We start from the raw sequence: 26,186 nt of genomic DNA, 5'->3' as shown, positions 1-26,186 counted from the left end.
CCCATGCGCCAGCTGCTGACGTCCCTGTACCTGCTGATGCTGGCCGGCCTTGCCCAGGCCGGGCTGGACGTGTCCACGCGCGCCACGCCCGGTAGCTTGCCGCTGGACGGCGTCGTCATCGTCGGCAGCCCGTCTGCCGACCCGCTGGAGGCCTTCGTCACGCAAGACCTGGCCGGCGACCTGAAGCGCCTGGGCCTGCGCACGGCCACCCAAGGCGCTGTGCAGATCTGGGTCGGCACCGCGGGCCGCCATGCGCAGATCGATGCGCAGGCCGAGCGGCTCGGCCTCGGCGCCCTGAAGGACTGCTGGGAGTGCTTCCGCATCGCCGTGCTGCGCGACCCGGCGCCGGGCGTGAAGCAGGCCCTCGTCATCGCGGGCGCCGACCGTCGCGGCACGGCCTACGGCGTCTACACGCTGAGCCAGGCGCTGGGCGTGTCGCCGTGGGTGTGGTGGGCCGACCTCGCGCCGCGCCAGCGTGGCCCGCTGCACCTGTCGCTCAGTGAGCCGCTGAAGGACGGTCCTGCCGTGAAGTACCGGGGCCTGTTCATCAACGACGAGGACTGGGGCCTGCACCCCTGGGCTGCCAACACCTTCGAACCAGAGTCTCGCAACATCGGGCCCAAGACCTATGAGCAGGTTTTCCGCCTGCTGCTGCGCCTGAAGGCCAACACGCTGTGGCCGGCCATGCACCAGGTCTCCCGAGCGTTCAACGACAACCCGAAGAACGCCGAGTTGGCACAGCGCTACGGCATCGTCATGGGCAGCTCGCACGCGGAGCCCATGCTGCGCAACAACGTGTCGGAATGGAAGGCGCCGCACGACCAGTACAACTACGCCACCCACCCGCAGAAAGTGCGCGACTACTGGGCCGAGCGGCTGAAGACCAACGGCCGCTACGAGAGCCTGTTCACGCTGGGCATGCGCGGCATTCACGATTCCGGCATGCAGGGCGGCGGCACGGTGGCCGAGAAGCAGGCGCTGCTGAACGGGCTGATCGCCGACCAGCGCGAGCTGATCCGCCAGCACGTGGGCGACCCGACGACCACGCCGCAGATCTTCGTGCCCTACAAGGAAGTGCTGCCGCTGCTGCCCGGCCTGGCGCTGCCGGACGACGTGACCCTTGTCTGGCCCGATGACAACTTCGGCTATATCCGTCAGTTCCCCGATGCCGCTCAATCGAGGCGTTCTGGCGGCTCCGGCATCTACTACCACCTGAGCTACCTCGGCGCGCCGCTGTCCTACCTGTGGCTGGACACCACGCCGCCCGCGCTGGTGGCCGAGGAGATGGGCCGCGCCTTCGAGGCCGGCGCGCGTCAGCTGTGGGTGGTCAACGCGGGCGATATCAAGCCGCACGAGGTCAACCTCAGCCACTGGTTCGACCTGGCCTGGAACCCGGCTGCCGTGCGTGCCCAGGGGCAGGGTGACTACCTGCGCCATCTCGCGCAGCAGCTGTTTGGCATGGCTGACATCAGCGACATCTGGGACGGCCACTACCGCGTCAACTTCGAGCGCCGCCCCGAGCACCTGCAGTTTCACCTGGCCGGTGAACGCATGAAGCGCAGCGGCTGGCCGCTGGCTGCGGTGCACGAACGGCTGAACCGATTCGCCGCGTTGCTGGCTCGGCTGGACGCAGTGCGCCCGCGCGTCGCGGCGGCGCAGCAGGCGGCGTTCTTCCAGCTCGTCGAGTACCCGGTGCGCGCCTCGGCACTGGCCAACGAGCGCTTCTTCGCATTGGAGCGCTACGCCGCCACGCTGGAGCGAGATCCAGCCGGTGCCCGCGCCTTCGCCGCGCAAGCCGTGCGCGCCGATCAGCGCCTCAAGGCCTTGACTGCGCGCTACAACGCCGGCCGCTGGGCCGGTATCCTGGCCGAGGAGCCCGCCGACGGGCTGTGGACCAGCTACCGCCAGATCGCGCCGCTGCTGCCCGCACCTGGCCTCGGGGGCTCGGCGCCTGACGCGCTGACCGAGTTGACCCGGGCCAGTGCCGACCTGGCCCCGCTGCCGCTGCTCGAACCCGTCGCACCTGCGCTGCGCGTGACGGACAACGCCGCCTGGCGCCGCGTGCCCGGCCTGGGTCGTGGCAATGGCGTGCTGGCCGCCCGCCAGCCGGGCGCCACGTTGGACATCGCCGCCCCCGGCACCGCGCCCGGCCCCAACTGCCTGCGCGTGCACGTGCTGCCCAGCTACACCGCCACCCCGGGCGAGGCCTGGGCCGCCGATGTACTGCTGGACGGCCAGACCTTGCCGCTGCGCTGGCCGCGCGGCCCGCAGGACGCCGCCTGGGCCCAGGGTGTGCTCAACAACCGGCTGCCGGCGTCGGTGACGCTGCCCGAGCGCAGCGGCCCGCTCAACCTGCAACTGCGCGCACAGCAGCGCGACCTGATGTTTGACGGTGCCGAGCTGCTGCCCGGTGCGTGCAAGACCCAACCATGAAGCTGAACATGACCAAGCAATTCAAGCGCCGTCTGCCCCATGCCCTGCTGCTGAGCGCGGCAGCCCTTGGCCTCGCCACGACCGCCGCCGCCGCGCCGCGCTGGATGGAGGCGCTGGACCGCGGCGCTGTCGCCGTGCCCGCCGCTGACGGCGGCGTGCTTGTCAGCTGGCGCCTGCTGGCCAACGATGCGCCGAAGACTGCCTTCGACGTCTATCGTGATGGCAGCAAGCTCAATGCGCAGCCGCTGAGTGGCGGCACCAACTTCGTCGACAAGGATGGCACGCCGCAGTCGACCTACACCGTCAAGACGCGCGTCGACGGTAAGGAAACCGAGACAAGCGCACCGGTCAAGGTGTGGGCGCAGGGCTATCTCAACCTCCCCATCCAGCAGCCCGAGGGCGGCGTCACGCCGTCCGGCGAGGCCTACACCTACTCGGCCCAGGAGGCCAGCGTGGCCGACCTGGACGGCGACGGTCGCTACGAGATCGTCCTGAAGTGGGACCCGACCAACGCCAAGGACAACGCCTTCCACGGCTACACCGGGCCGGTCATCCTCGATGCCTATCGGCTGGACGGCCAGCGCCTGTGGCGCATCAACCTCGGCAAGAACATCCGTGCCGGCGCGCACTACACACAGTTCCAGGTGTATGACTACGACGGTGACGGCCGTGCCGAACTGGCCGTACGCACCAGCGACGGCACGGTGGACGGCACCGGCCGCGTGCTGGGCGATGCGAACGCAGATTGGCGCGAGGCCGGCGGCGAGGTGCCGTCGACCGACCGCACTGGCGGCAAGCCGCAGCCCGAAGGCGGTTTCGTCGCGCCTTTGCAGGGGCGCATCCTGAAAGGCCCGGAGTTCTTGACCGTCTTCGACGGCCTGACCGGCAAGGCGCTGGCCAGCGAACCTTATTGGCCAGGCCGCGATCCGCGCACCGATGCGCCGACCGCTGCGCAGATGAAGGAGGTCTGGGACGACGGCTACGCCAACCGCTCGGACCGCTTCCTCGCCGGCACCGCCTACCTGGACGGCGAGCGGCCCAGCATCATCATGGCGCGGGGCTACTACGGTCGCACGGCGCTGGCCGCCTGGGACTGGCGTGACGGCAAGCTGACCCGGCGCTGGACTTTCGACAGCGCCGAGCCAGGCAATGCCGCGTTCGGCGGCCAGGGCAACCACCAGCTCAGCGTGGCCGATGTGGACGGTGACGGCCGCGACGAGATCATCTACGGCGCCATGACCGTGGACGACAACGGCAAGGGGCTGTGGAGTGCCGGCCTGCTGCATGGCGATGCGATGGGCGTGGGTGATCTCGACCCCGCCAACCCTGGTCTGGAGAAGTTCGGCGTGCACGAGGTGGTGAGGCACAACGGCGGCATCGGCGCCGCCATGCTGGACGCACGCACGGGCAAGCTGCTGTGGAGCACACCTGCAACGCAGGACACCGGCCGCGGCGTGGCCGCCGACATCGACCCGCGTTTCCCCGGCGCCGAGGCCTGGGCCACCAACCAGGACGTGCTCTACACCGCGCAAGGCCAGCCCATCCCCGGCGTCAAGCGCCCGCGCGAGCAGAGCTTCCTGGTCTGGTGGGACGGCGACGAGCTGCGCGAACTGTTCGACCGCAACCGCATCAACAAGTGGGACTGGACGGCGGGCAAGTCCACCACGCTGCTGGAGGCCAGCGGCGTGGTGCACAGCAATGGCACGAAGAACGTGCCGGTCGTGTCGGCCGACCTGCTGGGCGACTGGCGCGAGGAGGTGGTCTGGCGCACGCCCGACGAGAAGTTCCTGCGCATCTACACCACGCCCCATGCGACCGAGCGGCGTCTGGTCACGCTGATGCATGACGCGCAGTACCGCGTGGCCATCGCGTGGCAGAACACGGCCTACAACCAGCCGCCCTACCCGAGCTTCCAGCTGGGCCACGGCATGAAGGAGCCGGCTGTGCCGCAGATCGTCGTGCCCGGGGCCAAGGGGGCTGCGGGAAAGCAGTGATCGCAGGCGGGTGACCGGCTGGGGTAGCGTCAGCCACCGGCGCGCCGCGCTGTTTTTCAACGAGGTCGACCGATGACATTGCTGCGCCTGCTTGGGCTCCTCACGCTGATCTTCAGCCTGGCTGTGCCCGCCGCCGCACAGGGCAGCAAGCTGCGCGTCTTCGTGTTGACCGACATCGAGAACGAACCCGACGATGCGCAGTCGCTGGTGCGCCTGCTGACCTACGCCAACCAGTTCGACATCGAGGGCCTGGTGGCCACCACGTCCGTGCACCAGCCGCGCAAGACGGCGGCCTGGCGCATCCGCGAGATCCTGACTGCCTATGGCCAGGTTCAGCCCAACCTGCTGCTGCACGAGCCGGGCTACCCGACGGCACAACAGCTGCTGGCCGTCGTCAGCGAAGGCCGACCCGACTATGGCATGCAGGCCGTGGGGCAGGGCCTGGACTCGGCCGGGTCCGAGGCGCTGATCGCCGCTGTCGACCGCGCCGACCCGCGCCCGTTGTGGGTACCCGTCTGGGGCGGCCCCAACGTGCTCGCGCAGGCGCTGTGGACCGTGCGCGCCACGCGCTCGCCCGAGGCGGTGGACCGCTTTGTCGCGAAGCTGCGTGTCTATGCCATTTCCGACCAGGACGACTCCGGGCCCTGGATACGCAAGACCTTCCCCGGGCTGTTCTACATTGCCAGCCCTGGCTTTCACCCCGGCGGCGCTTACCACCACGCCACCTGGTCAGCGATGGGCGGTGACCACTTCCATGGCCGCTTCGTTGGCGCCGATCCCACGCTGGTCGACAACGCCTGGGTGGACCGCCACCTGCGCCGCAACAAGGGCCCCTTGGGCGCACAGTACCCGCACATCGAGTTCATGATGGAGGGCGACACGCCGAGCTTCCTGGGCTTGATCGACAACGGCCTGAACAGCCCGGAGCACCCGGACTGGGGCGGCTGGGGTGGGCGTTACGAGCACTACACGCCGCGCAAGCAGAAATGGCATCTGGCCGCCGAGACCCGCCCGATGTGGGCCGACGCCGTGGACGAAGTGCGCGGCGCCGATGGCCGCTGGCACACCAGCAACCAGGCCACGCTGTGGCGCTGGCGTGCCGCCGTGCAGAACGACTTCGCCGCGCGCATGGACTGGACGACCCAGCCCTATGCCAAGGCCAACCACCCGCCGGTCGTCAAGCTCGCGCACGCCGATGAGCTGACGGTCAGGCGCGGCGATACCGTGAAGCTCAGCGCCGCCGGCAGCAGCGACCCCGACGGCGATGCGCTGTCCTACGAATGGTTCTATTACGGCGAGGCCGGCAGCTTCACCGTCTCCAGCGGCCGCTCCGGCCAGCCGCTGGACATCCGCGGCTTCGACCAGCGCGACGTCTCCTTCGTCGTGCCGGCCCAGCGCGTCATGCCGCCGGGCACGGGGACGATGCACATCATCCTGGCCGTGACCGATCACGGCACACCGCGCCTCACGCGCTACCGCCGCGTCATCGTGAAAGTGGAACCATGAAGCTCTGGTCCGTCGTCCTCGCTGCGCTGCTGGTTGCCACGTCGGCCCAGTCCCAGAACCCGCTCAAGCTCGGCCAAGACCTGCGCACCGCCGACCCGTCCGCCCATGTGTGGAAGGACGGTCGCCTGTGGCTCTACACCTCATACGACGAGGAATGCCAGGCCGACTTCCACATGAAGGACTGGTACGCCTTCTCGTCCACCGACCTGGTGAACTGGACGAACCACGGCGCCGTGCTGTCGGTGAAGGACCTGGCCTGGGCCAACGACTACGCCTGGGCGCCCGATGCGGCCTACAAGAACGGCAAGTACTACCTCGTCTTCCCGGCCGGCACCGGCATCAAGGACCGCCAGAACCCCAAGAACAGCACCAAGTGGATGGGCATCGGTATCGCCGAGAGTGACAACCCCGCCGGCCCCTTCAAGGACATGATCGGCGCGCCGCTGTGGCGCAAGCCCTATGCGAACGACCCGGTGCTGTTCATCGACGACGACGGCCGCGCCTACCTCTACAGCCGCACCTCAGGAAAAAACTACCTCGTGGCCGAGATGGCCGACGACATGCGCGGCTTGAAAACCGAGCTGCAGCCGATGGACATGGGCGGCTATGAGCCGCCGATGGAGGGGCCGTGGGTGTTCAAGCGCAAGGGCCTCTACTACTTCACGATGCCGGAGCACAACCGCATCCTGACCTACTACACGTCCACCTCGCCCACCGGCCCGTGGACGTATCGCGGCGTGTTCATGGAGCAGGAGAACAACGCCAACAACCACCACTCCATCGTGGAGTACCAGGGCCAGTGGCTGCTGTTCTATCACCGCTGGCTGGACACGCCCGGTGCGGCCTGCGCGAACAAGAAGCAGCGCCATGTGACGGCCGAGTACCTGCACTTCAACGAGGACGGCACCATCCGCAAGGTGGAGCGGACGCAGCAAGGTGTGGGCGACTTCGCCACGCGGATGGGCGGTCGCTGAGGGTGCGCGCATGACGGTCTATCGGCAGGTCGACACGCGGGCCAGTCAGGCGGTGGCGCTGCCGTAGGGCGGGTCATGACCCGCCGCTGGCGTGAAGCACCACACCGGCCACATCGGCGGGGCGAGGCCCGCCCGCCCGCTACAGCTGCTCAGCCCTTGCGCGCCAGCAGCAGCCGCTCCGCCAGGTCCGTCACCACCCATTCCTCGGCGATCAACCCGTTCTCGAAGCGGCTGACCACCATGTCGTGCCATACCAGCGTCTTGCCGCTGGCCGGGAAGCCCTTGAACGGGCCCGACTGCGTGCCTCGGCAGGTGCGCAGCCAGGCGATTCGATCCTCGCCCTCGACCAGGATCTCCACGTTCACCGTCAGCTCGGGCACCGCGCGGCGCAGCGCGTTGATGACGCCCGACACCGCGTCATGCCCCTTGCTCGTCTGGCCCGACACATGCGCCACATAGCCCGGTGCGAAAAAATCGGCAATCGCCTCGTGCCGGCCTTGTTCGAGCACGGCGTGGTTGGTTTGACAGATGTGGGCGGGCCAGGTGGTGGGCATGGCGGACTGTTCTGGGCGGGTCAGAAACGATACAACCACCCCGCAAACACACTTGCCTGGTAGCGCCGCTCCACCAGCGGGCTGTTCTCCACCGGTCGGCCCAGCTTCAGGCCCGACAGGTCGGCAAACAGCATCTCGTTCTTGCCCGTCGCATACGTCAGGCGCAGGCCGGCTTCGACCTGCGTGGCCGAGTCGCCGACATAGACAGGCCGGCCCGTGAGGGCCTCGGTCGGGCGTACGCCGAAGTAGTAGTCCACGTACTTTTGGTCCACGCCGCGCAGGCCGGCGCGGGGCGTGACGGCGAGGTCGCCGAACTCGAAGCGCTTCTCGTACTGCAACGCGAAGACGCGGCCCTTGCTGTGGCCCAGTGCATCGGCGACGGCTTCCACGGACAGCTCGCCCAGCGGGCCGGCGTCCCAGATGGCGGCGCTGCCCAGCCACAGGCTTTCCTTGCGTCGCGCCATGCCGGCGAGGAAGGCCGAGTCCTTGGCCTTGTAGCCGTCGAAGCCGAAGCGCGTGCGCAGCCGCCAGCTCACAGGGCCGGTGTGGCCCAGCTTCACGTCCACGGTGGGCAGCGCCACGGACACCCAGCGGTTCTCGTAGATCAAGAGCGGCAGCACGCGGGTGCGGGTCTTCATGCCGCGGTAGGGCTCGCGCACCGCGCCGCCGCCCAGGCCGGCAATGGTCACCGAGTCGGGCGGCCCGGCCTCGGGCGGGCTGGCTTGGGCCAGCGCCGGCAGGGCCGTCAGCAGCGAGGTGGCGAGGAGGGAGGCGCAGACATGCATGGGAGCGTCCTTGAAGGAATGAGTCAGTCAACGCTGCGCAGGCTAGAAGCCGCGACTTAGCCATGCCTTAGCCACCGTGCCCGTGGCGGGCCGGACCGGGCGTTCATCCTCACGAAGCCTTAAGTCGGCCCGATTAAGCTGCCGCGCATGCGCGCACTGCTGGTGGAAGACGACGAGATGATCGGCAACAGCCTGACCCAGGCGCTGGCGCGGGCCGGCTGGTCGGTGGACTGGGTGCGTGACGGCGAACCGGCTCGTGCCGCGCTCGCCGATGGCGGCTACGCCTGCGTGCTGCTGGACCTGGGCCTGCCGCGGCTGGACGGCCTGGCCCTGCTGCGCCTGCTGCGCGGGCGCGGCGAGATGACGCCGGTGCTGGTGCTGACCGCGCGCGACGGCGTGGAGGATCGCATCGCCGGTCTGGATCTGGGCGCCGACGACTACCTCGTGAAGCCCTTCGAGCTGGGCGAGCTGCTGGCGCGCATGCGGGCGCTGCTGCGCCGAGCCAGCGGCGCCGCGCAATCCCTGCTGGGCGTGGGCGCCGCGCTTCAGCTGGACCTCAACACCCGTGAGGCACTGCGCGGCGGCCAGCGCGAGGCGCTGACGGCGCGGGAGTTCGCGCTGCTGCGGGCCTTGCTGGAGCGGCCCGGCGCCATCCTGTCGCGCGAGCAGCTGGAGCAGCGCATCTACGGCTGGGGCGAGGAGGTGGGCAGCAACATGATCGACGTGCTCATCCACGGCATGCGCCGCAAGCTCGGGGCCGACGCCATTCGCAATGTGCGCGGGCTGGGCTGGCGCAGGCCACGTCGTGAGGTTCCGCCTGCGCCGGCCGCGTTCGCTGCGGGGCCAACTGGTGCTGTGGCTGCTGCCGCTGCAACTGCTGATGACGGGCGGACTGGCCTGGGTGTTTGCCGACAACTATGCGGTGACGGTGTTCCATTTCATGGATGGGCAGATGCAGGCGCTGGCGCGCTCCCACGCGGCGCACACCTGCGCCAGCCTGGCCCAGTCCATGCCGCCGCAGGTGCCTGAGGAGGTGCACGAAGGCGGCGAATTCGTCGTGCAGCTCTGGTGCACGCAAGACCTGGCGCGCCACGCCAGCGGCCTGCCGTCTGCGAGCCTGCCGCTGCAGGCCGCGCCGGGCTGGCACGAGGTGTTGACGGACGACGGGCAGCACTGGCGCGTGTTCACGGCCCCGGCGGGCGCTGGCGAGGTGCGTGTGCAGGTGGCCCAGAGCCTGTTCTTCCGCAAGCTGGAGGTGGGTGGCCGCACCTTCCTGGCCAGCCTGGTGGGCTTGCTGCTGTTGCCGGTGTCGCTGTTCGTGCTGGCGCGGGTGGTGGGGCGGGCGTCGCAGCGGCTGCAGAGCTCCGCCCAGCAGCTGGCGCAGCGCGATGAACACAGCGGCGCGGCGGCTGAGCTGCAGGTGCCCTGCGAGATCGAGCCGCTGGTGCGGGCCTTCGAGGGCGTGCTGGCGCGGCTGCGTGGCGCGCTGGCCTCGCAGCGGCGCTTCGTGCAGGACGCCGCCCACGAGCTGCGCACGCCGCTGACGGCGCTCAGCTTGCAGCTGGAGAACCTGCGCCCGCATCTGCAGGCGTCGGGTAGCGACTTCGAGCAGCTGCAGCAGGGCATGCGCCGCGCCAGCCACCTGGTGGACCAGATGCTCAGCCTGTCGCGGCAAGACCTGGCACCCAGCCTGCCGCCCCATGCGCTGGAGCTGCGCGAGCTGCTGCGGGCCAGCATCGCGCTGGGCCTGGCAGAAGCCGACCGGCGCGGTGTGGAGATGGGCTTCGTCGATGCCGTCGACAGCGCCGTGGTGCTGCACGCCGTGGAGGGCGATCTGCGCAGCCTGTTCGACAACCTCATCAGCAACGCGCTGCGCCACACGCCGCCGGGCAGCGACGTGGAGCTGCGGCTGACGCCGCAGTGGGTGGACGTCGTCGACAGCGGCCCGGGCCTGCCAGAGGCGATGCGCGAGCGCGTGTTCGACCGCTTCTTCCGCATGCCCGACGCACCGCCCGGCGGCAGCGGCCTGGGCCTGGCGATTGCGCGGCAGGCGGGCTTGCGGCACGGGCTGCGCATCGAGCTGCGCGCCCGGGACGACGGACAGACCGGGCTGGTCGCCCGGGTGCATCTGCCCTAAGTCCAGATTCATTCATGCCGCCTAGATTGAGCGGCATGAAGACCTCCTCACCTGCTCGTCCCGTCCGCCTGGCCGCCTACGCGCTGCTGCTGGTGCTGTCCGTGCTCACCGGCGTGATGGCGCTGCGCTATGCGCTGCCGGGCCAGCCGTTCGCGCCGCCGCTGCCCAATCTGACGCTGCAGCGCGAGTTGCTGGTGCTGCATGCGGTGGCCGGCGGCCTGGCGCTGATGCTGGGGCCCTGGCAGTTCTCGGCCCGTCTGCGGGCGCGCCGGCCGGCACTGCACCGGGCGCTGGGATGGGGCTATGCAGCCAGCGTGCTGCTGGGCGGGCTGGCGGCGCTGCCACTGGCCCTGCAGTCTGACGGTGGGCCTATCGCTCAGTTGGGTTTCGGGTTGCTGGGCCTGTTGTGGCTGGCGAGCACGACCGTCGCACTGATTCACATCCGCGCACGTCACATGGCCGAGCACCGGCGCTGGATGCTGCGCAGCTTCGTGCTGACGGCTGGCGGCATCACGCTGCGGCTGCAGATCGTGGCGGGCAACTTGGCTGGCCTGCCCATCGAGGCCTACTACACGGCCCTGGCCTGGACGTCGTGGCTGCCGCAGGCGCTGTGGCTGGAGTGGTGGTTGCGCCGTCCCGCGCCTGGCGCGCGCACGGGCGAGGCCTGGGCCGAGACCCGTATCGACGCCTAGCGGCAGGTCTCGTCCACGCCGATCAGCGTGTGGTCGTCGAAGCGCCAGGCGCCATCCACCTTCCTGAACAGATAGCTTTGTGCCTGCGGGTTCTGCCGGAACAGGTCGTGGTGGATGGCCGTGAACGACAGCCGGTCGTCGCCGCAGACCTGCCAGCCGCCAACGCGTGCAACGCCCAGCCGTTGGCTCTGCCTGCTCATTGGCAACTGGCGCAGCACGCTGCGGCCGTGCTCGGTCAGCACCTCGCGGCTGACGCTGTTCGGCAGATCCACGTAGCTGCCGGCCACCAGCAACCGCATGATGGGCGTGATGGCTTCGCCGATCACGCGGGCCTCATGGGCCGTCGTGATGGACGAGGTGTCCAGCGCCTGCTTGGCCTTGCGGAAAGGCTCCTGCGCCACGAAGGACAGGTCGGGCCGCGGCTCGGCCGCCGTGGCGCCGGGCAGGTGGGCCACCAGGCCGTTCAGATAGCGCTCCAGCTGCGTGTAGCCGGTGGCGGGGTCCACGTGTGCGGCGTCCGACGCGTCGCGCGGGTTCAGGCCTTGCTTTGTCTCCCACGCATCCGGCATGCCGTCGCCGTCGCTGTCCAGCGGTGCGGGCCGGCTCTGCAGCACCGGCCAGCCGCCCACCTCGGTCTGGCTGTTGATGAGCTTGCCGCGGCGCTGGCGCACGTCTTCGATGATGCGCAGGTCCACCGCGTCACGCACCAGCGAGGCGCCCACGCCGTCCAGCACGCGGGCCAGCGTCCGGTTGGGGGCCTCGACGGTGACCGGCGCCAGGCGGAACGGGCCCGGCTGCTGGTAGCCCAGCGGCAGGCCGGCGGGCAGGTGGCCCTTGTGGGCGCGCACCAGCGCCCACGGGTCGGCTGGCAACTGGCCGTCCATGCTGTTCCACGCGAAGAAGGCGCGGGCGCCGGGGTTGCTCTCCTCGAACGCGAATGCACCTTTGGAGCTGGGCCCGCGCAGGTAGACATTGCCGACGAAGTTGTAGCTGGCGCGCTCGCCATGGCGGTCCAGGTTGTAGCCCGAGCGCTCGGTGCCCCAGTTGTAGAAGACGTTGGCGCGCAGGTCGTAGAAGCCGCCCAGCTTGTCCTTGTCCGGCGTGAGGTAGTTGCCCGGGCGGGGCATGCGGTCCTGGTGGTGGGCCCAGAGGTTGTGGTGCATGGACAGCCGCGTGCCGTGTGCGCCGCGCAGCAGGCTGCCGAAGCCGTGGCAGGCGCCCTTCTTTGCGGTGTTGCAGTTCAGCGATTCGCCGATCAGGCTCCACTGCACGGTGACGTGCTGGTAGGCCGGCCGGCCCAGGTCCGACCGCGCGACCGAGACCGACAGCGACTCGTCGCTGGACCAACTGGTGGACACATGATCCAGGATGATGCGCTGGCCCGAGCCGACGCTGATCGCGTCATCGTCCGCGTTGGCCTCGTCACCCAGCCGCGAGCGGATGAAGCGCACGACGACATCGTCCGCGTCGATCATCAGCGGGTGGTCGCGCAGCGTGATGCCGTCGCCCGGCGCGGTCTGGCCGGCGATGGTGATGCGGCCTTCGGTGATGCGCAGCGGTTTTTTAAGCGCGATGGTGCCGGACACGGCGAACACGACGGTGCGCGGGCCGCCAGCTTCGACGGCGGCACGCAGGGAGCCTGGGCCGTCGTCGGCCAGCGTCGTCACGTAGATCGCCCGGCCGCCGCGGCCGCCCTGAGAAACAGCGCCTTCGCCTTCGGCGCCGGGGAAGGCGGGCAAGGCAGAGGGCAATGGTGAGGGTGTGGTCGGGGCGTTCGCGCAGGCGGCAAGCAGCAAGGCGGCGGCGGTTGGGGTAAAGGACGCGATCTTGCGCATGGTGATGCTGTTGGCTGTGGGTTGACAGGGCTTTGGCAGGCAGTTGGCGGCAGATGCGTCAACGACGCCGACAAGGCAATACCGTCTCGATCGTGGCTACGACACCCCAGCGGCGCATACATGCCAGGCGGCCTGATGATCGACCTTCAGGCGGACAAACGTCGGCTCGTTCTGCCCCGCCCAATGAAAACACCAAGGCAGCAGGCCGTGATCATCAAGCTCCAGCAGCTTGGCAAGAAGGGCTGCACCATCAACGGGATTCCCCCGGAGCGCGTTCTCAACAACGTCTGTCAGTCGTCTGTGGGTACGTCGATACCCTTCAGATAGCGCTTCGCGCTGATCGAGTTCAAGCGCCTGGACGGTCGCCAAACCCTTCGGGCTGGGAGCGCCGCTCGCGTTGTCGTAGCGCGCCATCAGATTGCCCGTGTCAGCGTCGAAATCGAGGTGTTGCCAGGGATCCTCGGCGCAGGGATTGACCAGCAGAGGGCGGCCGCTGCCTGCAAGGGGAAATTTGCTGCCCTTGATGCGCCCGCACTCGGTGCAGCACAGCAGCCAGTTGGCCCAGATGAACGCGCGAGCGGGGTAGCGCGCTTTCGGCCAGAAGTGCTCGATATCCGTGCCGTGGGCATCCAGGCAGTACATGCAGCGCTCGCGCTGGCCCATGGCGCCTTGAAGCAGCTTCAATGCGGTAGTCCCAAGCAATTTGGTCTGCCGCGCTGACTTCCAGGTTTTCTCGATGTCCAGACGCCCGGCCTGCTGAGCCGCCTTCACGACTGCTTCCTTCTTGCTCAGATAGGTCTTGAGGCGGGCGGGGGCCGCGGGGCGTTGAACACGTCGCATGGCCGGTCACTTTTCCTCGGGCGTCACGAAGAGTTTCAACTGGCTGAACTCGGCCTGCTCTTCGCGGGTGAGCGAGGCGCCGGCATTCTGTTTGGCCTTCAGCGCGCTGTACTGGGCGCGTGCAGCGACCGCCTTGGGCGAGCGGGTGTTCTGTAGGCCAAAGGCTGGTGTTCGCAGGATCTCGTCCGGTCTGGCGGCAATGATCTGCTGGTATTCGGCCTTGGTCAGTGCGCGGGCAGCATCACTGCTGCCAGGCTCGGGCAGCACGAACAAGCCGTTCGGATCTGCGGCCTGGCAGATGATCGGGCTGTGTGTGGTGACCAGGAACTGGATATTCGGAAAGTGCCGCTTGAGCCAGAAGCCGATCTTCTGTTGCCACTCCGGGTGAAGATGGGCATCGATCTCGTCGATCATCACCACGCCGCTCCGTGCAACGGTCAGCCTTCCTTGCGCATCATGTTCGGTCAGCCCGTCGAAGCCATAGGTCTTGACGAGGTGTCGCAGAATGTCAACCAGCAAGGCCAGGGCCGATCGATAGCCGTCGCTCATATCGGGCCAGGCCAGGCGCAATCCGTTGCGATCCCGCAGCCACAGGCCGCCTGAATCTACGGCGTCCACCGTGATCTGGTTGGGCATCAGATCGTCCTGAAGCACGTCGATGATGAGGGACAGCAGCCGTGTTTCGGCTTCGCGCTTTTCCAGCTTTTTGTGACTGAGATCGCGTAACCACCTGTCGACGGCCAGCAGCGACGCGGCCTCCTGAAACATGGTGACGTAGCGCTCGGTGATGGGCGCCACCATCAGCTCGGTGGCGTCTGAGGACGCCCCAAACACACGGCGGAACGGGCCATAGCCGCATGAGAACCAGCCCGAGGCCTGCCCCGACCAGGGGCCGCGCGCGGCCGGCGAGGTCTTCTGCCCGTCTTCAAGGACAACGTGGTCGCCCAGTGCCTTCAAGCTCAGCGCAGCATCGAACTTCTTGTAGGAAGTCCCCCCCTTTTTTAGGTACTCGTCGATCCCCTGCTGGGGCTGCAGCGTCAGCGTGATGCAGCCCTCGGCCTGCCCTTCTCTCACCCAGCGCTGCAGATTCGGCTGCAGGGAGCGCGCGACCTCGCGCCCCACGAGGCCCAGGGCCACTGCCTTGAGCAGCGTGCTCTTGCCTGCGCCGTTGTCACCGGTGAAAACCGTCCAGCCGGCATAGGTGCCATCAGGGCGCGCAAGATCGAAATCCAAGCGCTCGAAACCTTTGAGGTTGTGCAGCTTGATTTTGTCGATATACATGCGGTGTGCCTTTGCAGGATCGGAAGGAGCGGAGGGCGACGTCTCGGACGTTGGTCGGTCGCGGCCGCGTAATTTTCGCTGGGCCGGCGCAGCGGCTTGACTGCGACCCGTCGAACTGATCTTAGGGCGCCATCAAGCGACGGAAGGCAAGCGCTTCGTCCAAGCAAGCCCCGGTTCGCAGTGCCAAAGCATTGCGAGCCACCGGGCAGTCGATGCAGCCTTTGAGAGCGTCAGGTGGCAGCCGGGTATCAGTCGTCTTGGGCGGGTCGGGCGCCGAGGCCGGCGGGTGTGTCCAGCGCGGTCAGGCGCAAGGCGATGCCGGGCTTGCCGGGCAGCTTGATGGGTGTGCTGGCGACGAAGTCGTAGCGGCCCTGCGGCCTGAACTGCAAGGCTTCCTTCACCGGCGTGACCGTCATCGCCCAGGTGTCGATGATCTCCGCCTTGAAGCGCTGGCCGTCGCGCAGGCCGGTCAGGTAGAGCTTGGGCGCCCATTCGCTGGGCGCCTGCTGGCCGAAGTAGACGAGGTAGTAGCGCCCGGGCTGGCCGGCGATGGTGAGGTCCTCGAAGGTGTCGATGGGGTCGATGCCTTCGGCCGGCGCCGCGTCGAGGATTTGCTTCAGGAAGGCCAGCCGCGGCGGGCTCTCGCCGCGCAGCGCCACGCCTTGCGCCAGCCAGATCAGGCCGTCTGCATCCGGGATGAACTCGCTGTGGCCGCCATAGCTGCCGGCGATGGTTGTGGCCCAGAAGGCATGCACCATCTGCCGGCCAGTCAGCTGCGCCCACCGGCGGTCGTGCCGGCCTTCGTACTTCAGCTCGTCGAAGACCACCGGCTTGCGCCAGGCCTCGCGGAACAGCACGGCACGGCTTGCCTCGGCCGCGGCCATGCCGTGCTGCAGGCTGACGTGGGTGATCCAGTCCTCGGTCTGGTTGTAGAGGCGCTTGCCGTTGTGGATGGAGCGCAGGTGGCCGTAGGGGTCGATGCGCTGCAGCAGCTCGCCCAGGTGCCGCCAGTCGGCATCGGTCTTGGTGCGCACGAAATCGAACTCGTTGGCCAGTGACCACCACACGTTGCGGTAGGCCGCCAGCCGCGCGACGAGGTAGCGCACATAGCGCTCGTCCTGCTCGCGCGTCATCGTGTCCAGCCCCCAAGCGCGCTTGTCGTCGTAGGGGTGCAGCAGGATGAGGTCGGCCTCGATGCCGAGCTCGCGCAGCTGGCCCACGCGTTGCTCCAGGTGGCGGAAGAAGGCGGGGTTGAAGCGCGTGTAGTCCGGGTCGGATGGCGGCGTGCCGCTGCGGCTCGCGAAGGGCCAGAACATCGGCGGATGCCGCTCTATGCCGGCCGTCTGGGGGAACACCAGCATGCGCACCTTGTTGAAGGGCGCAGCGGCCAGGGCCTTCAGCGTCTGCGCCTCCATCGCATCGCCGCGGTGGGCCCAGCTGTACATGGTGGTGCCCACGGGCTTGTAGGGCGTGCCGTCCGCGTAGCCGAAGTGGTGTTGGTGGCGCACGCCCACCGGGCCATGGTTGCCCGGCCTGGGTGGCGTGGCGGTGAACGCGCCCTGCTTGTTGGTCAGTGGCCAGCGGTTGCTGTGCGTCACCCAGGTCCAGCGGCCGGCGTGCGGCGGCATGAAGCGCACGCGGTAGACGCCTTCACCGTCGTAGAAGCCGTCCACGTCCAGGGTCTGCTTGCCGTTGCTGAAGCGGGCGCTGAGCTGCACTTCGGTGAACGGGTTGCCATCGGCCGGGCCTTTCAGCGCGATCTCGTGCATTCCCCATTGTTCGGTGCTCTCGATGCGCTCGGTGCCAGCGGGCTCGGCCGCGGCCAGGGCGGTGCACAGGGCCAGCCAGATCAGGCCCAGGGTCTGCAGCAGTCGCGTCATCACTCCACCTTCGGGGTCCAGCCGCCCAGCACGAAGGCGGGGCGGCGGTAGTTGGCAATCGTCTCGGCGTCTCTGTCCATCGTCAGCTGGCGCGACACCGGGTGGCGCCGGCTCACGTCCACGGGCCGACCCTGCAGGTCGCGCGAGTTGAACTCGAGGAAGCGCACCTGTGAGCTGTCGAAGCCGGGCGCCTCTTCCACCGGGCCCCAGCCCTCGGGTGCGATGCCCTGCAGCCGCGAGTCGATGAGCACCATCTCGGCATGCGGGAAGTTGGTGGCCGTGCGCGTGGCCGAGTTGTTGCGCGGCAGGCGGGCGAACACCGCCGCCGGGTTGGCCACCGGGGCCGACGCGGCCGCAGTCCAGGGCGGCGGCGCATCGCTGGCCCTGAACGTGCAGTCCACGAACACGTTGCCATGCTGGCCAGCCGGCGTGCGCGTCCAGCTGAAGGGGCCGATGGAGACCAGCTCGGTGCGCAGGAAGTAGGCCGCCGCGTAGCCGAGGATGGTGTCGCCGTGGCCGGTGAGCTTGCTGTCCTGCACGTACAGCGTGCCGTAGGTGGTCAGCGCGTCGCCGCTGCCGTTGAGCGTCATGTCGCTCAGCACGATGCGCTCGCCGCGCGTCATCAGCGCTTCGGCCTGGCCGATGGCGGTGTTGTTGATCGTGAAGCCGGACAGCTGGAGATCCTGCCCGTCGACGATGGAAAACGCCCATCGCGCACGCCCGCCCGGGTTGAACGCACTGCTGTTGGCATAGTGCACGACGACGCCGTCGCGGCTTTCGCCCCGCAGCGTGAGGTCCCGTTTGGCGTTGAGCGACACGATCTCTTCGTAGTCACCGTTGCGGATGAAGATCGTCGTGCGCGTTGCCGGCTTGTCGGGCACGAAGTCGACGGCGCCCTGCACGGTGGCGAAGTCGCCGCTGCCATCGGCTGCGACGACGAGGCGGGTGCTGTCCGCCGCCGGCGCCGCGGCGCGTGTGGCGAAGACCCAGGTGATGGGCTCGGCGTGCAGGACGCCGGCATCGACCGTCACGCGATAGCGCCGGCCGTAGGTCAGCACGCCGTGGTGCGGCGTGATCGTCGCCACGTGGCCGCGCACGATGACCGGCCGGAAGTGCCAGTCGCGTCCGGCAATGCGCGTGGACTGGTAGCGGTTCACGGCCGCGTCGGCGGTGGCCTCGGCAGGCGTCATGCGGCGGTTGGGCGAGGCCGGGATGGCCAGGTCCAGCGTGTCCACCAGCGCGCCACTGTCAGCGTCGTGGATGCGGATCAGACCGGCCGTGCCCAGCGCGGGCGGCCTGTCAAAGCGGATGCGCAGCGGGGTGTCGGGGCTGACGTTGTTGGACTGCGGTGCCGGCGTGATGCCCAGGGTCGCCGCGCCGGCGATTGCGCTGCCCATCGTTAGCACGAGGCACAGACCGATCAGCATCATCAACACAGCGGTCTGTGTCTGGCGCTGGACACCGCCGCCACGGGCATAGTTCGTCTGGACAGGGAGACTCAAGACAATGCCTTTGATTGGAAAGTTACGGACCTGGCACGACGACAAGGGGTTCGGCTTCATCGCACCCAGCCAGGGCGGTGCAGAGATCTTTGTCCACATTGGTGACTTGCCGCGTGATGGCAGTCGGCCGGTGGTCGGTGAGACGCTGCGCTACGAGTTGGGTCGCGGCGAGGACGGGCGTCCGCGCGCTGTCCGTGTGGTTCGGCTGGCGGTCGGCACGCCGCCGCCGCCGGCGCGGCGCCTGGGGGGGCGGCCACGAGGTGGTTCCAGTGGGCGGCTGTCCACGCTGCTGTCCGGCGTGCTGGGGCTGGCAGTGCTGGCCGGGGTTGGTGCCTGGGGCTATCGCTGGTTCGAGGCTCAGAGCCACCGCCGTCACCTGGAAGACCAACTCGCCAGCGTGGCGCCCCAACCGGCGGCCGCTGCGGATGCGGGCTTTCGTTGCGATGGGCGCACCCACTGCTCGCAGATGAAATCCTGCGCCGAGGCAACGTGGTTCATCAACCACTGCCCCGGAACGCAGATGGACGGCAATCACGACGGCGTACCTTGCGAGCAGCAGTTGTGCACGGGTTCGCTCGGCCGCTGAGGTCGTTGCTCAGACTGCCAGCAGGCGCTGCATCCATCGCGCCACCAGCCCCGGCCACTGATCCTGCGTGCCGTCCAGCCCGCGCAGCGCGAAGCCGTGTTCGGCTTGCGGGAAGACGTGCGCCTCCACATCCAGTTGGTGCTGCTGCGCCGCGACGATGAGGTTGAGCGCGTGTTGCACCGGCACTACTGCGTCGTGCAGCGCATAGGCCAGGAATACCGGGCATCTGGGCAGACCGTGAGGCTCGGTGGCGATGCCGATGGGCCAGGCGTCGTAGAAGGCCTGCTTCTCGGGCGGCGGGAAGTCGGGCTTGCCTGGCGGGAACTTGTGGTCGCGGTGGTTGGCGTTCAGCGGCGCGTAGGCAATGACGGCGCCGGCACTGTCACGCTGGCAAGCCATCACGCCGGCCAGGTGGCCGCCGGAGGACAGGCCCACGTGCAGCAGCGGCAGCGGCGGCAGCGCGGCCAGCACGTCCAGCGCGCGCAGGCCGTCCTGCAGCGCGACGTCGAAGGGGTGGCCGTCCTGGCCGGGCAGGCGGTGCACCAGCACGTAGGCGTCCAGCCCCAGCGTGTTCAGCCACTGCGCGACCTCCACGCCTTCCTTGTCGTGCATCAGCTGCAGGTAGCCGCCACCGGCGTAGACCAGGGCGCGGCCCCGCGGTGGTGTGGGGGACGGGTAGGCGTGCAGCTCGGCGCGCGTGGGGCGGCGGCAGATGCGGTCCGGCGAGCTGCCGTCGAAGGTATTGGGGATGCCGTCGGTCAGGGCGATCACGGCGCTCATCGCTGCGTCTCCTTCAGCGGCTGGCCGAAGTCGGGCATGCCATCAGCCGTGAACGCGAGCGGCTGCACGCGGGTGGCGCGGCCGGTGTCCTTCAGCGGGTCGCCCTTCACGTCGCGGTAGTTGCGGGCGTGGAAGACATTGAGCACCGTGCCGTCGGGCTCGACGAGGAAGCTGTTGTGGCCGGGGCCGTACTGGCTGTTCTCGTCGCTGGTGGCGAACACCGGGCCGGGCGACTTGTGCCAGCTCGCCGGGTTCATCAGGTCGGCGTTCGCGTCGGCCCAGAGCAGGCCCAGGCAGTACTCGGCGCCTGTGCCGGCGGCGGAGTAGGTCATGAACACGCGGCCGCCGCGAACCAGCACGGCCGGCGCCTCGTTGACCTGGTGGCGTACCTTCTCCCATGCATATTCGGGCTGGGTCAGGCGCACCTGTGGCCCTTCGAGCTCGGTAGGGCTCTTCATGCGCGAGATGAAGATGTCGGTGCTGTGGTTCTTCTTGGCCGGGTCGGTCTGTGCCCAGGCCATGTAGCGCTGGCCGCGGTGTTCGAAGACGGTGGCGTCCAGCGTGAACGTGTCCCACGCGGTCTTGACCTGGCCACGCTCCACCCACGCGCCTTGCATCGGGTCGGCGGACGTGTTCTCCAGCGTCCACAGGCGGATCTTCCAGGGCTCCTTCGCTTCACCGGCGCTGAAGTGGATGAACCAGCGGCCGTCCAGGAAGGCCAGCTCAGGCGCCCAGATGTGGCGGCTCATGGGGCCGCTGTCGTGCTTGCGCCAGATGACCTTGGCTTCGGCCGTGGCGAGGCCAGCAATGCTGCGGGCACGGCGCAGTTCCAGCAGGTCGTAGGCGGGCACGGTGGCCATCAGGTAGTACCAGCCGTCGTGGCGCAGGATCTGCGGGTCGGCGCGCTGGGTGAACAACGGATTGGGCCAGGGCAGGGGGGCCGGGGCGGGCGCGGCGGGCGCCTGCGCGAGCGCGGGCAGGGCAGGCGTGAGCAGGGCAGCGGCCAGCAGATGGCGTCGGTTCAGTGCGTGGGTCATGGGTCTCAGAGGCGTTGCAGCCGGCCGTCGCGGCGTTCGAAGCGGGCGGTCTGGCCGGCCGCGAGTTTCAGGGGCAGTTTGCCCCCGTGCCAGTGCAGTTCGGTACTGCCGCCATTCTTGCTGGTGATGCTCAGTGTCTGCAGCTCGCCGCCCCACCAGTCGAAAGCCAGCTCGTAGCCACCGCGCGCGCGCAAGCCTCGTACAGCGCCGCCGGGCCACGCCGAAGGCAGCGCGGGCAGTAGCTTGATGCGCCCCCGGTGCGACTGCAGCAGCAGCTCGGCAATGCCGGCCGCACCGCCGAAGTTGCCGTCGATCTGGAAGGGCGGGTGCGCGTCGAACAGGTTGGGGTAGCTGCGCTTGGGGTGCAGCAGGCGGTTCAGCGTCGCGTAGGCCTGCTCGCCGTCCTGAAGGCGCGCCCACAGGTTGATGCGCCAGCCTATGCCCCAGCCGGTGGTGTCGTCACCGCGGCGCACCATCACGTTGCGGGCGGCGGCAGCCAGCGCGGGCGTGTCCTCGGGCGTGATCTGTGTCGAGGGGTACAGCGCATACAGGTGGGACACATGGCGGTGCTGCAGCTCCGGGGCCTGCAGGTCCCAGTCCTCCATCCATTCCTGCAACTGGCCGGCCTGGCCGACACGGTCGGGCGGCAGGCGGTCGCGCATGGCCAGGCAGTCGCGGGCGAAGGGCCGGTCGGTGCGTAGCTCGCGCGCGGCCTCGGCGGCGTAGGCGAACAGGTCGCGCAGCAACTGGCTGTCCATGGCCGGGCCGGCGCAGACGGAGGAGCCGTGCGGGTGGCTGTTCTCGGGCGAGACGCTGGGGTTGGTGACCATGAAGCCGCTCTTCGGGTCCTTCACCAGTGTGGCGAGCTGGAACTCGGCGGCGCCCTTCAGCAGCGGGTACAGGCGCCGCAGCAGCGCCGGGTCACGCCGGAACAGCCAGCTCTCCCACAGCGTGTTCACCAACCACACGCCACCCATGGGCCACAGGCCCCACTTGGCGCCGTCGGTCGGTGCGGCCACGCGCCAGCCGTCGGTGTTGTGGAAGGCCACCCAGCCCGGGGCGCCGAACATCTTCTGCGCCACGCCCGCGCCGGTGATGGCCAGATCCTCCACCATCGCGAACAGCGGCTCCACGGTCTCGCCGAGGTTGCACAGCTCGGCCGGCCAGTAGTTCATCTCCGTGTTGATGTTGATGGTCCACTTGGACCCCCACGACGGGTTGGTCTTCTCGTTCCACAGCCCCTGCAGGTTGGCCGGGAAGCGCGAGCCCGGGCGCGAGCTGGCCAGCAGCAGGTAGCGGCCGTACTGCAGGTAAAGCGCGGCCAGGCCGGGGTCGCGCCCCTCGGCGAAGCGGGCGATGCGCTCGTCGGTGGGCAGGGCGCCGTTGGGGCCGCTGCCGAGATCGATGGCCACGCGCTTGAACAGCTTCTGGTGGTCGTCACGATGGGTGTCGCGCATGGCTTGCGGCCCGCGGGCGACGGCAGCGGCCAATGTCTGCTGGTTGAGCGCCGCAGGGTCGCCGGAGATGTCGTCGAAGCGTTTGTAGCCGGTGGCGCCGGCGATGAGGATGAACACCTCGTCGGCCCCTTGCACGGCCAGGCCGCCGTTGCGCGCCGAGACCTTGCCGCCGCGCGCGATGACCTGCAGCCGGCACTCGAATGGCAGCCGGCCTTCGATGCCGCCCACCGTGGGGCTGGTGCCGGCCACCCACAGGGTGTGGTTGCCTTCACCGCCACTGGACTTCTGGTGCGGCGCGGTCAGCGTGAAGTCGGCGGTGATCCATTTGGGCTTGTCGGCAGACAGGCGCACGACGATGAGCTGGTCGGCTGCCGATGCGTAGACCTCGCGTGTCAACGTCGCGCTGCCAGCACGAAAACGCGTGGTAGCGACAGCCTCGTCCAGGTCCAGGCTGCGTTCGTAGTCGCGCACGCCGTCCAGACCGGGGAAGACCATCAGCAGCTCAGCCAGCGGCTGGTAGCTCATCTGGCGGTTGGGCGTGCCCAGCAGCGTCTCGTTGGCCAGCTTTTCGGCCTCGGCGTAGCGGCCGGCAAACACCAGCTCGCGCACCTTGGGCAGGCCTTCGCGCGCCTTCGGGTTGGTGGTGTCGTAGGGGCCGCCGGAGAAGAAGCTGTTCTCGTTGAGTTGCAGCCGCTCCATGTGCGTGCCGCCGAACACCATGGCGCCCAGTCGACCGTTGCCTACCGGCAGCGCCTGCACCCATTCGTCGGCGGGGCGGCGGTACCAGAGGCGCAGCGGTTGGGGGGTCTCGGTCTGCGCTTGCGCAGCCGGTGCGGCCAACAGCGGCGCGCCGAAGCGCAGCAGGCCGGCCTGCATCAGCTGTTGCTGGAGCCAGGAGCGACGCGAAGTGATGTGGGTCATGGCAGCTTGTAGAACTCGGCTTCGACGATAGACAAGACACCGCGACCCAGGCGGCTGGCACCGGTGTCGACGATCTTCTGGTTGGCCACCTCGGTGTTGGCCGTGACGGCGCCGCCCTGGGCGTCGCCGGTCAGCTCGATGCTGACCGTCTGACCGTGCTGCGCCTTCAGGGGCAACGTGACGTAGCCGAGGCTGCGTGGCGTCAGGCCGCGCCAGACTTCCGTGCCGTCCACGCGGATGGCCAGCGGGTACTGGCGCTCGCGCCAGCCGCCCAGCTTCAGCGTGATCTCGCTCAGCGTGGCGGGGTGCCCAAGGGTGAACTGGATGGCACCCTGGCCGGATTCACTGGTCCACGCGGTGGTTTCGTCGTCGTCGAATGCCAGGGCTGCGTTGCCGCCGGCGGCCGCTGCCGACGTGACGGGCACGGCCACCCGGCTGACGGTGAACGACGGTGTCGCAGGGGTGGGGCCGCGCAGGGACTGCGGCGCCACGCCCGCATCGGCCGCGCGCGTGGACAGGCCGCTGCGAACCGTCACCGATCGGGACGGCAGTTCAAGCTGGGCCGGCGCCAGGCCGGGCGCCTCGGCCTTCAGGCGGACGACGCCCGCCTCTGTGGTGCTGCGCACCAGCACGCGGTTGACGCCGCCCTCGACCGGCAGCTCGCGCGCCAGCACGTGGTTGCCCGGCCCTTGCGCGATGCCGCCGCGCCACTCGGCGGGCCCGTCCAGCGTGAAGGTCACCGTGTCCAGTGCAATGGGGTTGCGGCGGCCCTGGGCGTCGACGACCTCCACCTGCACCAGCGCCAGGTCGGCACCGTCGGCCTGCAGGCCTTGCGGGTGGGTCTGCGCGGTGAGCTTCAGCGCAGCCGGCGTGCCGGCGGTGATGCGGAGGTCCTCGCAGACCTTGCGGCCACCCTTGTCCAGGCCGATGGCGCGCAGCTCGCCGGGCTCGAAGGCCACGTCGTCGAAGCGGAAGACGAAGGGTTCGCTCGCATCGGCCGCGCCCAGCGGCTTGCCGTTCAGTGTCAGCAGCACGCGGGCCGCGCTGGAGATCACCGTGACCGTCTTCACCGTGCCGGGCGCGTAATTCCAGTGGCCAATGAGATGGGCGCGCGGTCGCTCCACGTCCACCCAGCCGTCCCACATCACCTGATGCGCGAAAAAGCCGTCCTTCGGGATGCGCATCGCATCCACCTCGCCGCTGCGGCGGTAGTTCTCGGCGCCGCGATGGTGGGTGTTGCTGTCGCTGAAGATGATGTTGACGCCACCGGACGACACGCGCGTGCCAGTGCCGGGCCGCTCGCGCCAGTAATCCACCCAGCGGCGCACGTTCTCCAGCGCGTGGCTGTCCTGGTTGTGGTTGTAGCTGGGCGCGGGCTGGCCCTTGTGCGGCGGGCCGTCGCCGTTCTTGTGGAAGGGCGGGGAGAGTTCATCCCAGAACTTGCGGGCGCCTTCGTCGCGTGAGTACTCCGTGGCCCACAGCGGGCGGCGCGCGCTCTTGTTGATGTAGAGCATCTCGCCGCCGTACTCGGCCACGTCCTGCAGCGCCTTGGACAGCATCTCGCGGCTGCCGGCCGCACGGCCACCGTGCGGGTCGTAGCGGTCACGGATGGCCTTGACCTCGGCCATGTGCTCGGCGCTGACGCCGCGGTTGCCGGCCTCAATCATCACGATGCTGGGGCTGTTGCGGAAGTAGATGAGGGCGTCGCGCATGGCCTCCATGCGCTGCTCCCAGCGCCGGCCGGTGACGTCCGCCTCGGAGTCGCCCGCCGGCATGGCCTGCATCAGGCCGACGCGGTCCAGAGAATCCACGTCCTGCTTCCACGGCGCGGTGTGCATCCAGCGCACGAGGTTGGCGTTGCTGGCCAGCATCTGGCCGTTGCTGTAGTCGCTCAGCCAGGCCGGGACGGAGAGGCCGATGGCCGGCCACTCGTTGGACGTGCGCTGTGCATAGCCCTTGAACTGGATGACGCGGCCGTTGAGCTTGACCATGCCGTTGGCGAACTCGGTCTGGCGAAAGCCGGTGCGGGTGACGACGGTGTCGGTCGGTTTGCCGTTGACGGTCAGCGTGGTGTGCACGTCGTACAGCGCGCCATGCCCCCAGCTCCAGAACTGCAGGCCGCTGACTGGCGCCTTGGCGGAGACGGTGGTGGTGGCGCCGGCGGCGACGGTTTGTGCTGGGGCCTTGAAGGTGGCGATAGTCTTGCCCTGCGCGTCGCGCAGCGTCACGTCAAAACCGAAGCGCTGCGCGGCCCTGTTCTCGTTGCGCACCTGCGCCTCGGCGGTGATGGTCGCCTTGCCCGCCTGGTGGTCGAAGTTCGCCGCGTGAACGTAGACGCCGGTGGTGCCGAGGTTGGAGAACAGCGGCAGCGTCTGGTACAGCTTGTCGGTGATGTGCAGCCGCAGGTGCTTGGGCAGGCCGCCGTAGTTGGCGTTGAAGTTGCGGTCGGCCCACTGGTAGCGCTGGTTGGTGGCCTGCTCGCGGTAGTCCCAGCGGTTGTCGGTGCGCACGGCGATGATGTTGTCGCCCGGTTTCACGACCTTGCTCAGGTCGAAGCCGAAGGCCGTCACGCCGTTCTCGTGCAGACCGACGCGCTGGCCGTTGACCCAGACCTCGGCGGCTTGTCTTGCACCCTCGAACTCGATGAAGACCTTGCGGTTGGCAATGTCGCTGGGGAGCGTGAAGCGCTTGCGATACCAGGCGATGCCGGTGCTGTGGTCGACGATGTCCTTGGCGAAGGCGTCGTCCTCGTTCCAGGCGCGGGGGAGGGTGACGGGTTTCCAGGCTTTGTCGTCGAAGGCGGGGGCTTCGGCGCCGGGGGCGTCGCCGACGTGCAGGCGCCAGCCGGGGTTGAAGTTGTAGGTCTCGCGGGCGGCATCAGCCGTTTGCATGGCGAACAGGGCAGCGATGAGCAGGAGGTACTTCATGGGTTGTCTCGTGGCTTTGGTTTTATTGGGAGACCCAGGCCGGGGCGAACTCCCGGCATGGGGGC

Annotated in this window: 18 protein-coding genes and 1 pseudogene; 8 read left to right on the top strand and 11 right to left on the bottom strand. The window is 69.0% G+C overall.

The window, feature by feature from the left end; all coding sequences use genetic code 11:
• Nucleotides 1–3 precede the first annotated feature (3 nt).
• From ACG0Z3_RS20100 to ACG0Z3_RS20085, 4 genes are all read left to right on the top strand, one after another.
• Complete coding sequence (locus ACG0Z3_RS20100) at nucleotides 4–2,433, top strand: glycosyl hydrolase 115 family protein (RefSeq protein ID WP_394400928.1); 2,430 nt, start codon at nucleotides 4–6, stop codon at nucleotides 2,431–2,433.
• Between the two features lie 8 nt (nucleotides 2,434–2,441).
• Nucleotides 2,442–4,427, top strand: coding sequence for a rhamnogalacturonan lyase (locus ACG0Z3_RS20095; RefSeq protein ID WP_394400926.1), 1,986 nt, complete (start codon nucleotides 2,442–2,444; stop codon nucleotides 4,425–4,427).
• A gap of 72 nt (nucleotides 4,428–4,499) precedes the next feature.
• Complete coding sequence (locus tag ACG0Z3_RS20090; RefSeq protein WP_394400924.1) at nucleotides 4,500–5,933, top strand: nucleoside hydrolase-like domain-containing protein; 1,434 nt, start codon at nucleotides 4,500–4,502, stop codon at nucleotides 5,931–5,933.
• Nucleotides 5,930–6,907 carry a family 43 glycosylhydrolase gene (locus ACG0Z3_RS20085; RefSeq protein WP_394400921.1) on the top strand — a complete coding sequence of 326 codons (978 nt, stop codon included), beginning with the start codon at nucleotides 5,930–5,932 and terminating at the stop codon, nucleotides 6,905–6,907. Before ACG0Z3_RS20090 ends, ACG0Z3_RS20085 begins: the two co-directional genes overlap by 4 nt.
• Nucleotides 6,908–7,056: 149 nt before the next feature.
• Here the strand turns inward: ACG0Z3_RS20085 and ACG0Z3_RS20080 are convergent, their stop codons facing one another.
• The gene (locus tag ACG0Z3_RS20080; protein WP_394400918.1) at nucleotides 7,057–7,461 is read right to left on the bottom strand and encodes an ester cyclase; all 405 of its coding nucleotides are present in this window, start codon (nucleotides 7,459–7,461) and stop codon (nucleotides 7,057–7,059) included.
• Nucleotides 7,462–7,481: 20 nt separating this feature from the next.
• Nucleotides 7,482–8,246, bottom strand: coding sequence for a MipA/OmpV family protein (locus ACG0Z3_RS20075; RefSeq protein WP_394400915.1), 765 nt, complete (start codon nucleotides 8,244–8,246; stop codon nucleotides 7,482–7,484).
• Between the two features lie 147 nt (nucleotides 8,247–8,393).
• On the opposite strand from ACG0Z3_RS20075, the pseudogene ACG0Z3_RS20070 reads away from it, so the two are divergent.
• From ACG0Z3_RS20070 to ACG0Z3_RS20060, 3 genes and pseudogenes are all read left to right on the top strand, one after another.
• Nucleotides 8,394–9,041 (top strand): annotated as a pseudogene (locus ACG0Z3_RS20070) (response regulator); the annotation flags it as partial.
• Nucleotides 9,042–9,096: 55 nt separating this feature from the next.
• Nucleotides 9,097–10,383, top strand: coding sequence for a sensor histidine kinase (locus ACG0Z3_RS20065; protein ID WP_394400912.1), 1,287 nt, complete (start codon nucleotides 9,097–9,099; stop codon nucleotides 10,381–10,383).
• A gap of 35 nt (nucleotides 10,384–10,418) precedes the next feature.
• Nucleotides 10,419–11,075: a DUF2306 domain-containing protein gene (locus ACG0Z3_RS20060; protein ID WP_394400909.1), complete on the top strand. Its 657-nt coding sequence runs from the start codon at nucleotides 10,419–10,421 to the stop codon at nucleotides 11,073–11,075.
• On the opposite strand, the gene ACG0Z3_RS20055 is transcribed toward ACG0Z3_RS20060, so the two are convergent.
• The 5 genes from ACG0Z3_RS20055 to ACG0Z3_RS20035 all read right to left on the bottom strand — a co-directional run bounded on the left by ACG0Z3_RS20055 (nucleotide 11,072) and on the right by ACG0Z3_RS20035 (nucleotide 18,413).
• Nucleotides 11,072–12,814 (bottom strand): pectate lyase family protein, encoded by a 1,743-nt coding sequence (locus ACG0Z3_RS20055; protein ID WP_394400906.1) that lies wholly within the window; start codon nucleotides 12,812–12,814, stop codon nucleotides 11,072–11,074. The two genes, ACG0Z3_RS20060 and ACG0Z3_RS20055, sit on opposite strands and share 4 nt — an antisense overlap.
• Before the next feature lie 192 nt (nucleotides 12,815–13,006).
• Nucleotides 13,007–13,750 carry an HNH endonuclease family protein gene (locus ACG0Z3_RS20050; RefSeq protein ID WP_394400904.1) on the bottom strand — a complete coding sequence of 248 codons (744 nt, stop codon included), beginning with the start codon at nucleotides 13,748–13,750 and terminating at the stop codon, nucleotides 13,007–13,009.
• 6 nt (nucleotides 13,751–13,756) lie between these two features.
• Nucleotides 13,757–15,031, bottom strand: a complete 1,275-nt coding sequence (locus ACG0Z3_RS20045) for an AAA family ATPase (RefSeq protein WP_394400902.1) — start codon at nucleotides 15,029–15,031, stop codon at nucleotides 13,757–13,759.
• A gap of 248 nt (nucleotides 15,032–15,279) precedes the next feature.
• Nucleotides 15,280–16,911: a DUF5060 domain-containing protein gene (locus ACG0Z3_RS20040; RefSeq protein WP_394400900.1), complete on the bottom strand. Its 1,632-nt coding sequence runs from the start codon at nucleotides 16,909–16,911 to the stop codon at nucleotides 15,280–15,282.
• Nucleotides 16,911–18,413 carry a pectinesterase family protein gene (locus ACG0Z3_RS20035; protein ID WP_394400898.1) on the bottom strand — a complete coding sequence of 501 codons (1,503 nt, stop codon included), beginning with the start codon at nucleotides 18,411–18,413 and terminating at the stop codon, nucleotides 16,911–16,913. Before ACG0Z3_RS20035 ends, ACG0Z3_RS20040 begins: the two co-directional genes overlap by 1 nt.
• Before the next feature lie 4 nt (nucleotides 18,414–18,417).
• Between ACG0Z3_RS20035 and ACG0Z3_RS20030 the strand changes: the two genes are divergently transcribed.
• Complete coding sequence (locus ACG0Z3_RS20030; protein ID WP_394400895.1) at nucleotides 18,418–18,999, top strand: excalibur calcium-binding domain-containing protein; 582 nt, start codon at nucleotides 18,418–18,420, stop codon at nucleotides 18,997–18,999.
• A gap of 9 nt (nucleotides 19,000–19,008) precedes the next feature.
• Here ACG0Z3_RS20030 and ACG0Z3_RS20025 read toward each other — a convergent pair whose 3' ends face one another.
• Genes ACG0Z3_RS20025 through ACG0Z3_RS20010 form a run of 4 tightly spaced genes read right to left on the bottom strand, consistent with a single transcriptional unit; the run spans nucleotide 19,009 to nucleotide 26,121 of the window.
• On the bottom strand, nucleotides 19,009–19,779 hold the full coding sequence (locus tag ACG0Z3_RS20025; RefSeq protein ID WP_394400892.1) for an alpha/beta hydrolase: 771 nt from the start codon (nucleotides 19,777–19,779) through the stop codon (nucleotides 19,009–19,011).
• Nucleotides 19,776–20,816 (bottom strand): glycoside hydrolase family 43 protein, encoded by a 1,041-nt coding sequence (locus ACG0Z3_RS20020; RefSeq protein ID WP_394400889.1) that lies wholly within the window; start codon nucleotides 20,814–20,816, stop codon nucleotides 19,776–19,778. Before ACG0Z3_RS20020 ends, ACG0Z3_RS20025 begins: the two co-directional genes overlap by 4 nt.
• A gap of 5 nt (nucleotides 20,817–20,821) precedes the next feature.
• Nucleotides 20,822–23,194, bottom strand: a complete 2,373-nt coding sequence (locus ACG0Z3_RS20015; protein ID WP_394400886.1) for a glycoside hydrolase family 95 protein — start codon at nucleotides 23,192–23,194, stop codon at nucleotides 20,822–20,824.
• On the bottom strand, nucleotides 23,191–26,121 hold the full coding sequence (locus ACG0Z3_RS20010; RefSeq protein WP_394400883.1) for a glycoside hydrolase family 2 protein: 2,931 nt from the start codon (nucleotides 26,119–26,121) through the stop codon (nucleotides 23,191–23,193). Before ACG0Z3_RS20010 ends, ACG0Z3_RS20015 begins: the two co-directional genes overlap by 4 nt.
• Between the last annotated feature and the right edge of the window lie 65 nt (nucleotides 26,122–26,186).

Source organism: Pelomonas margarita (assembly GCF_043555875.1).
In the GTDB taxonomy this organism is placed as follows: Bacteria; Pseudomonadota; Gammaproteobacteria; order Burkholderiales; family Burkholderiaceae_C; genus Pelomonas; species Pelomonas margarita.
The sequence above is the reverse complement of the archived record's forward strand: the minus strand, read 5'-3'. Positions and strand labels throughout refer to the sequence as shown.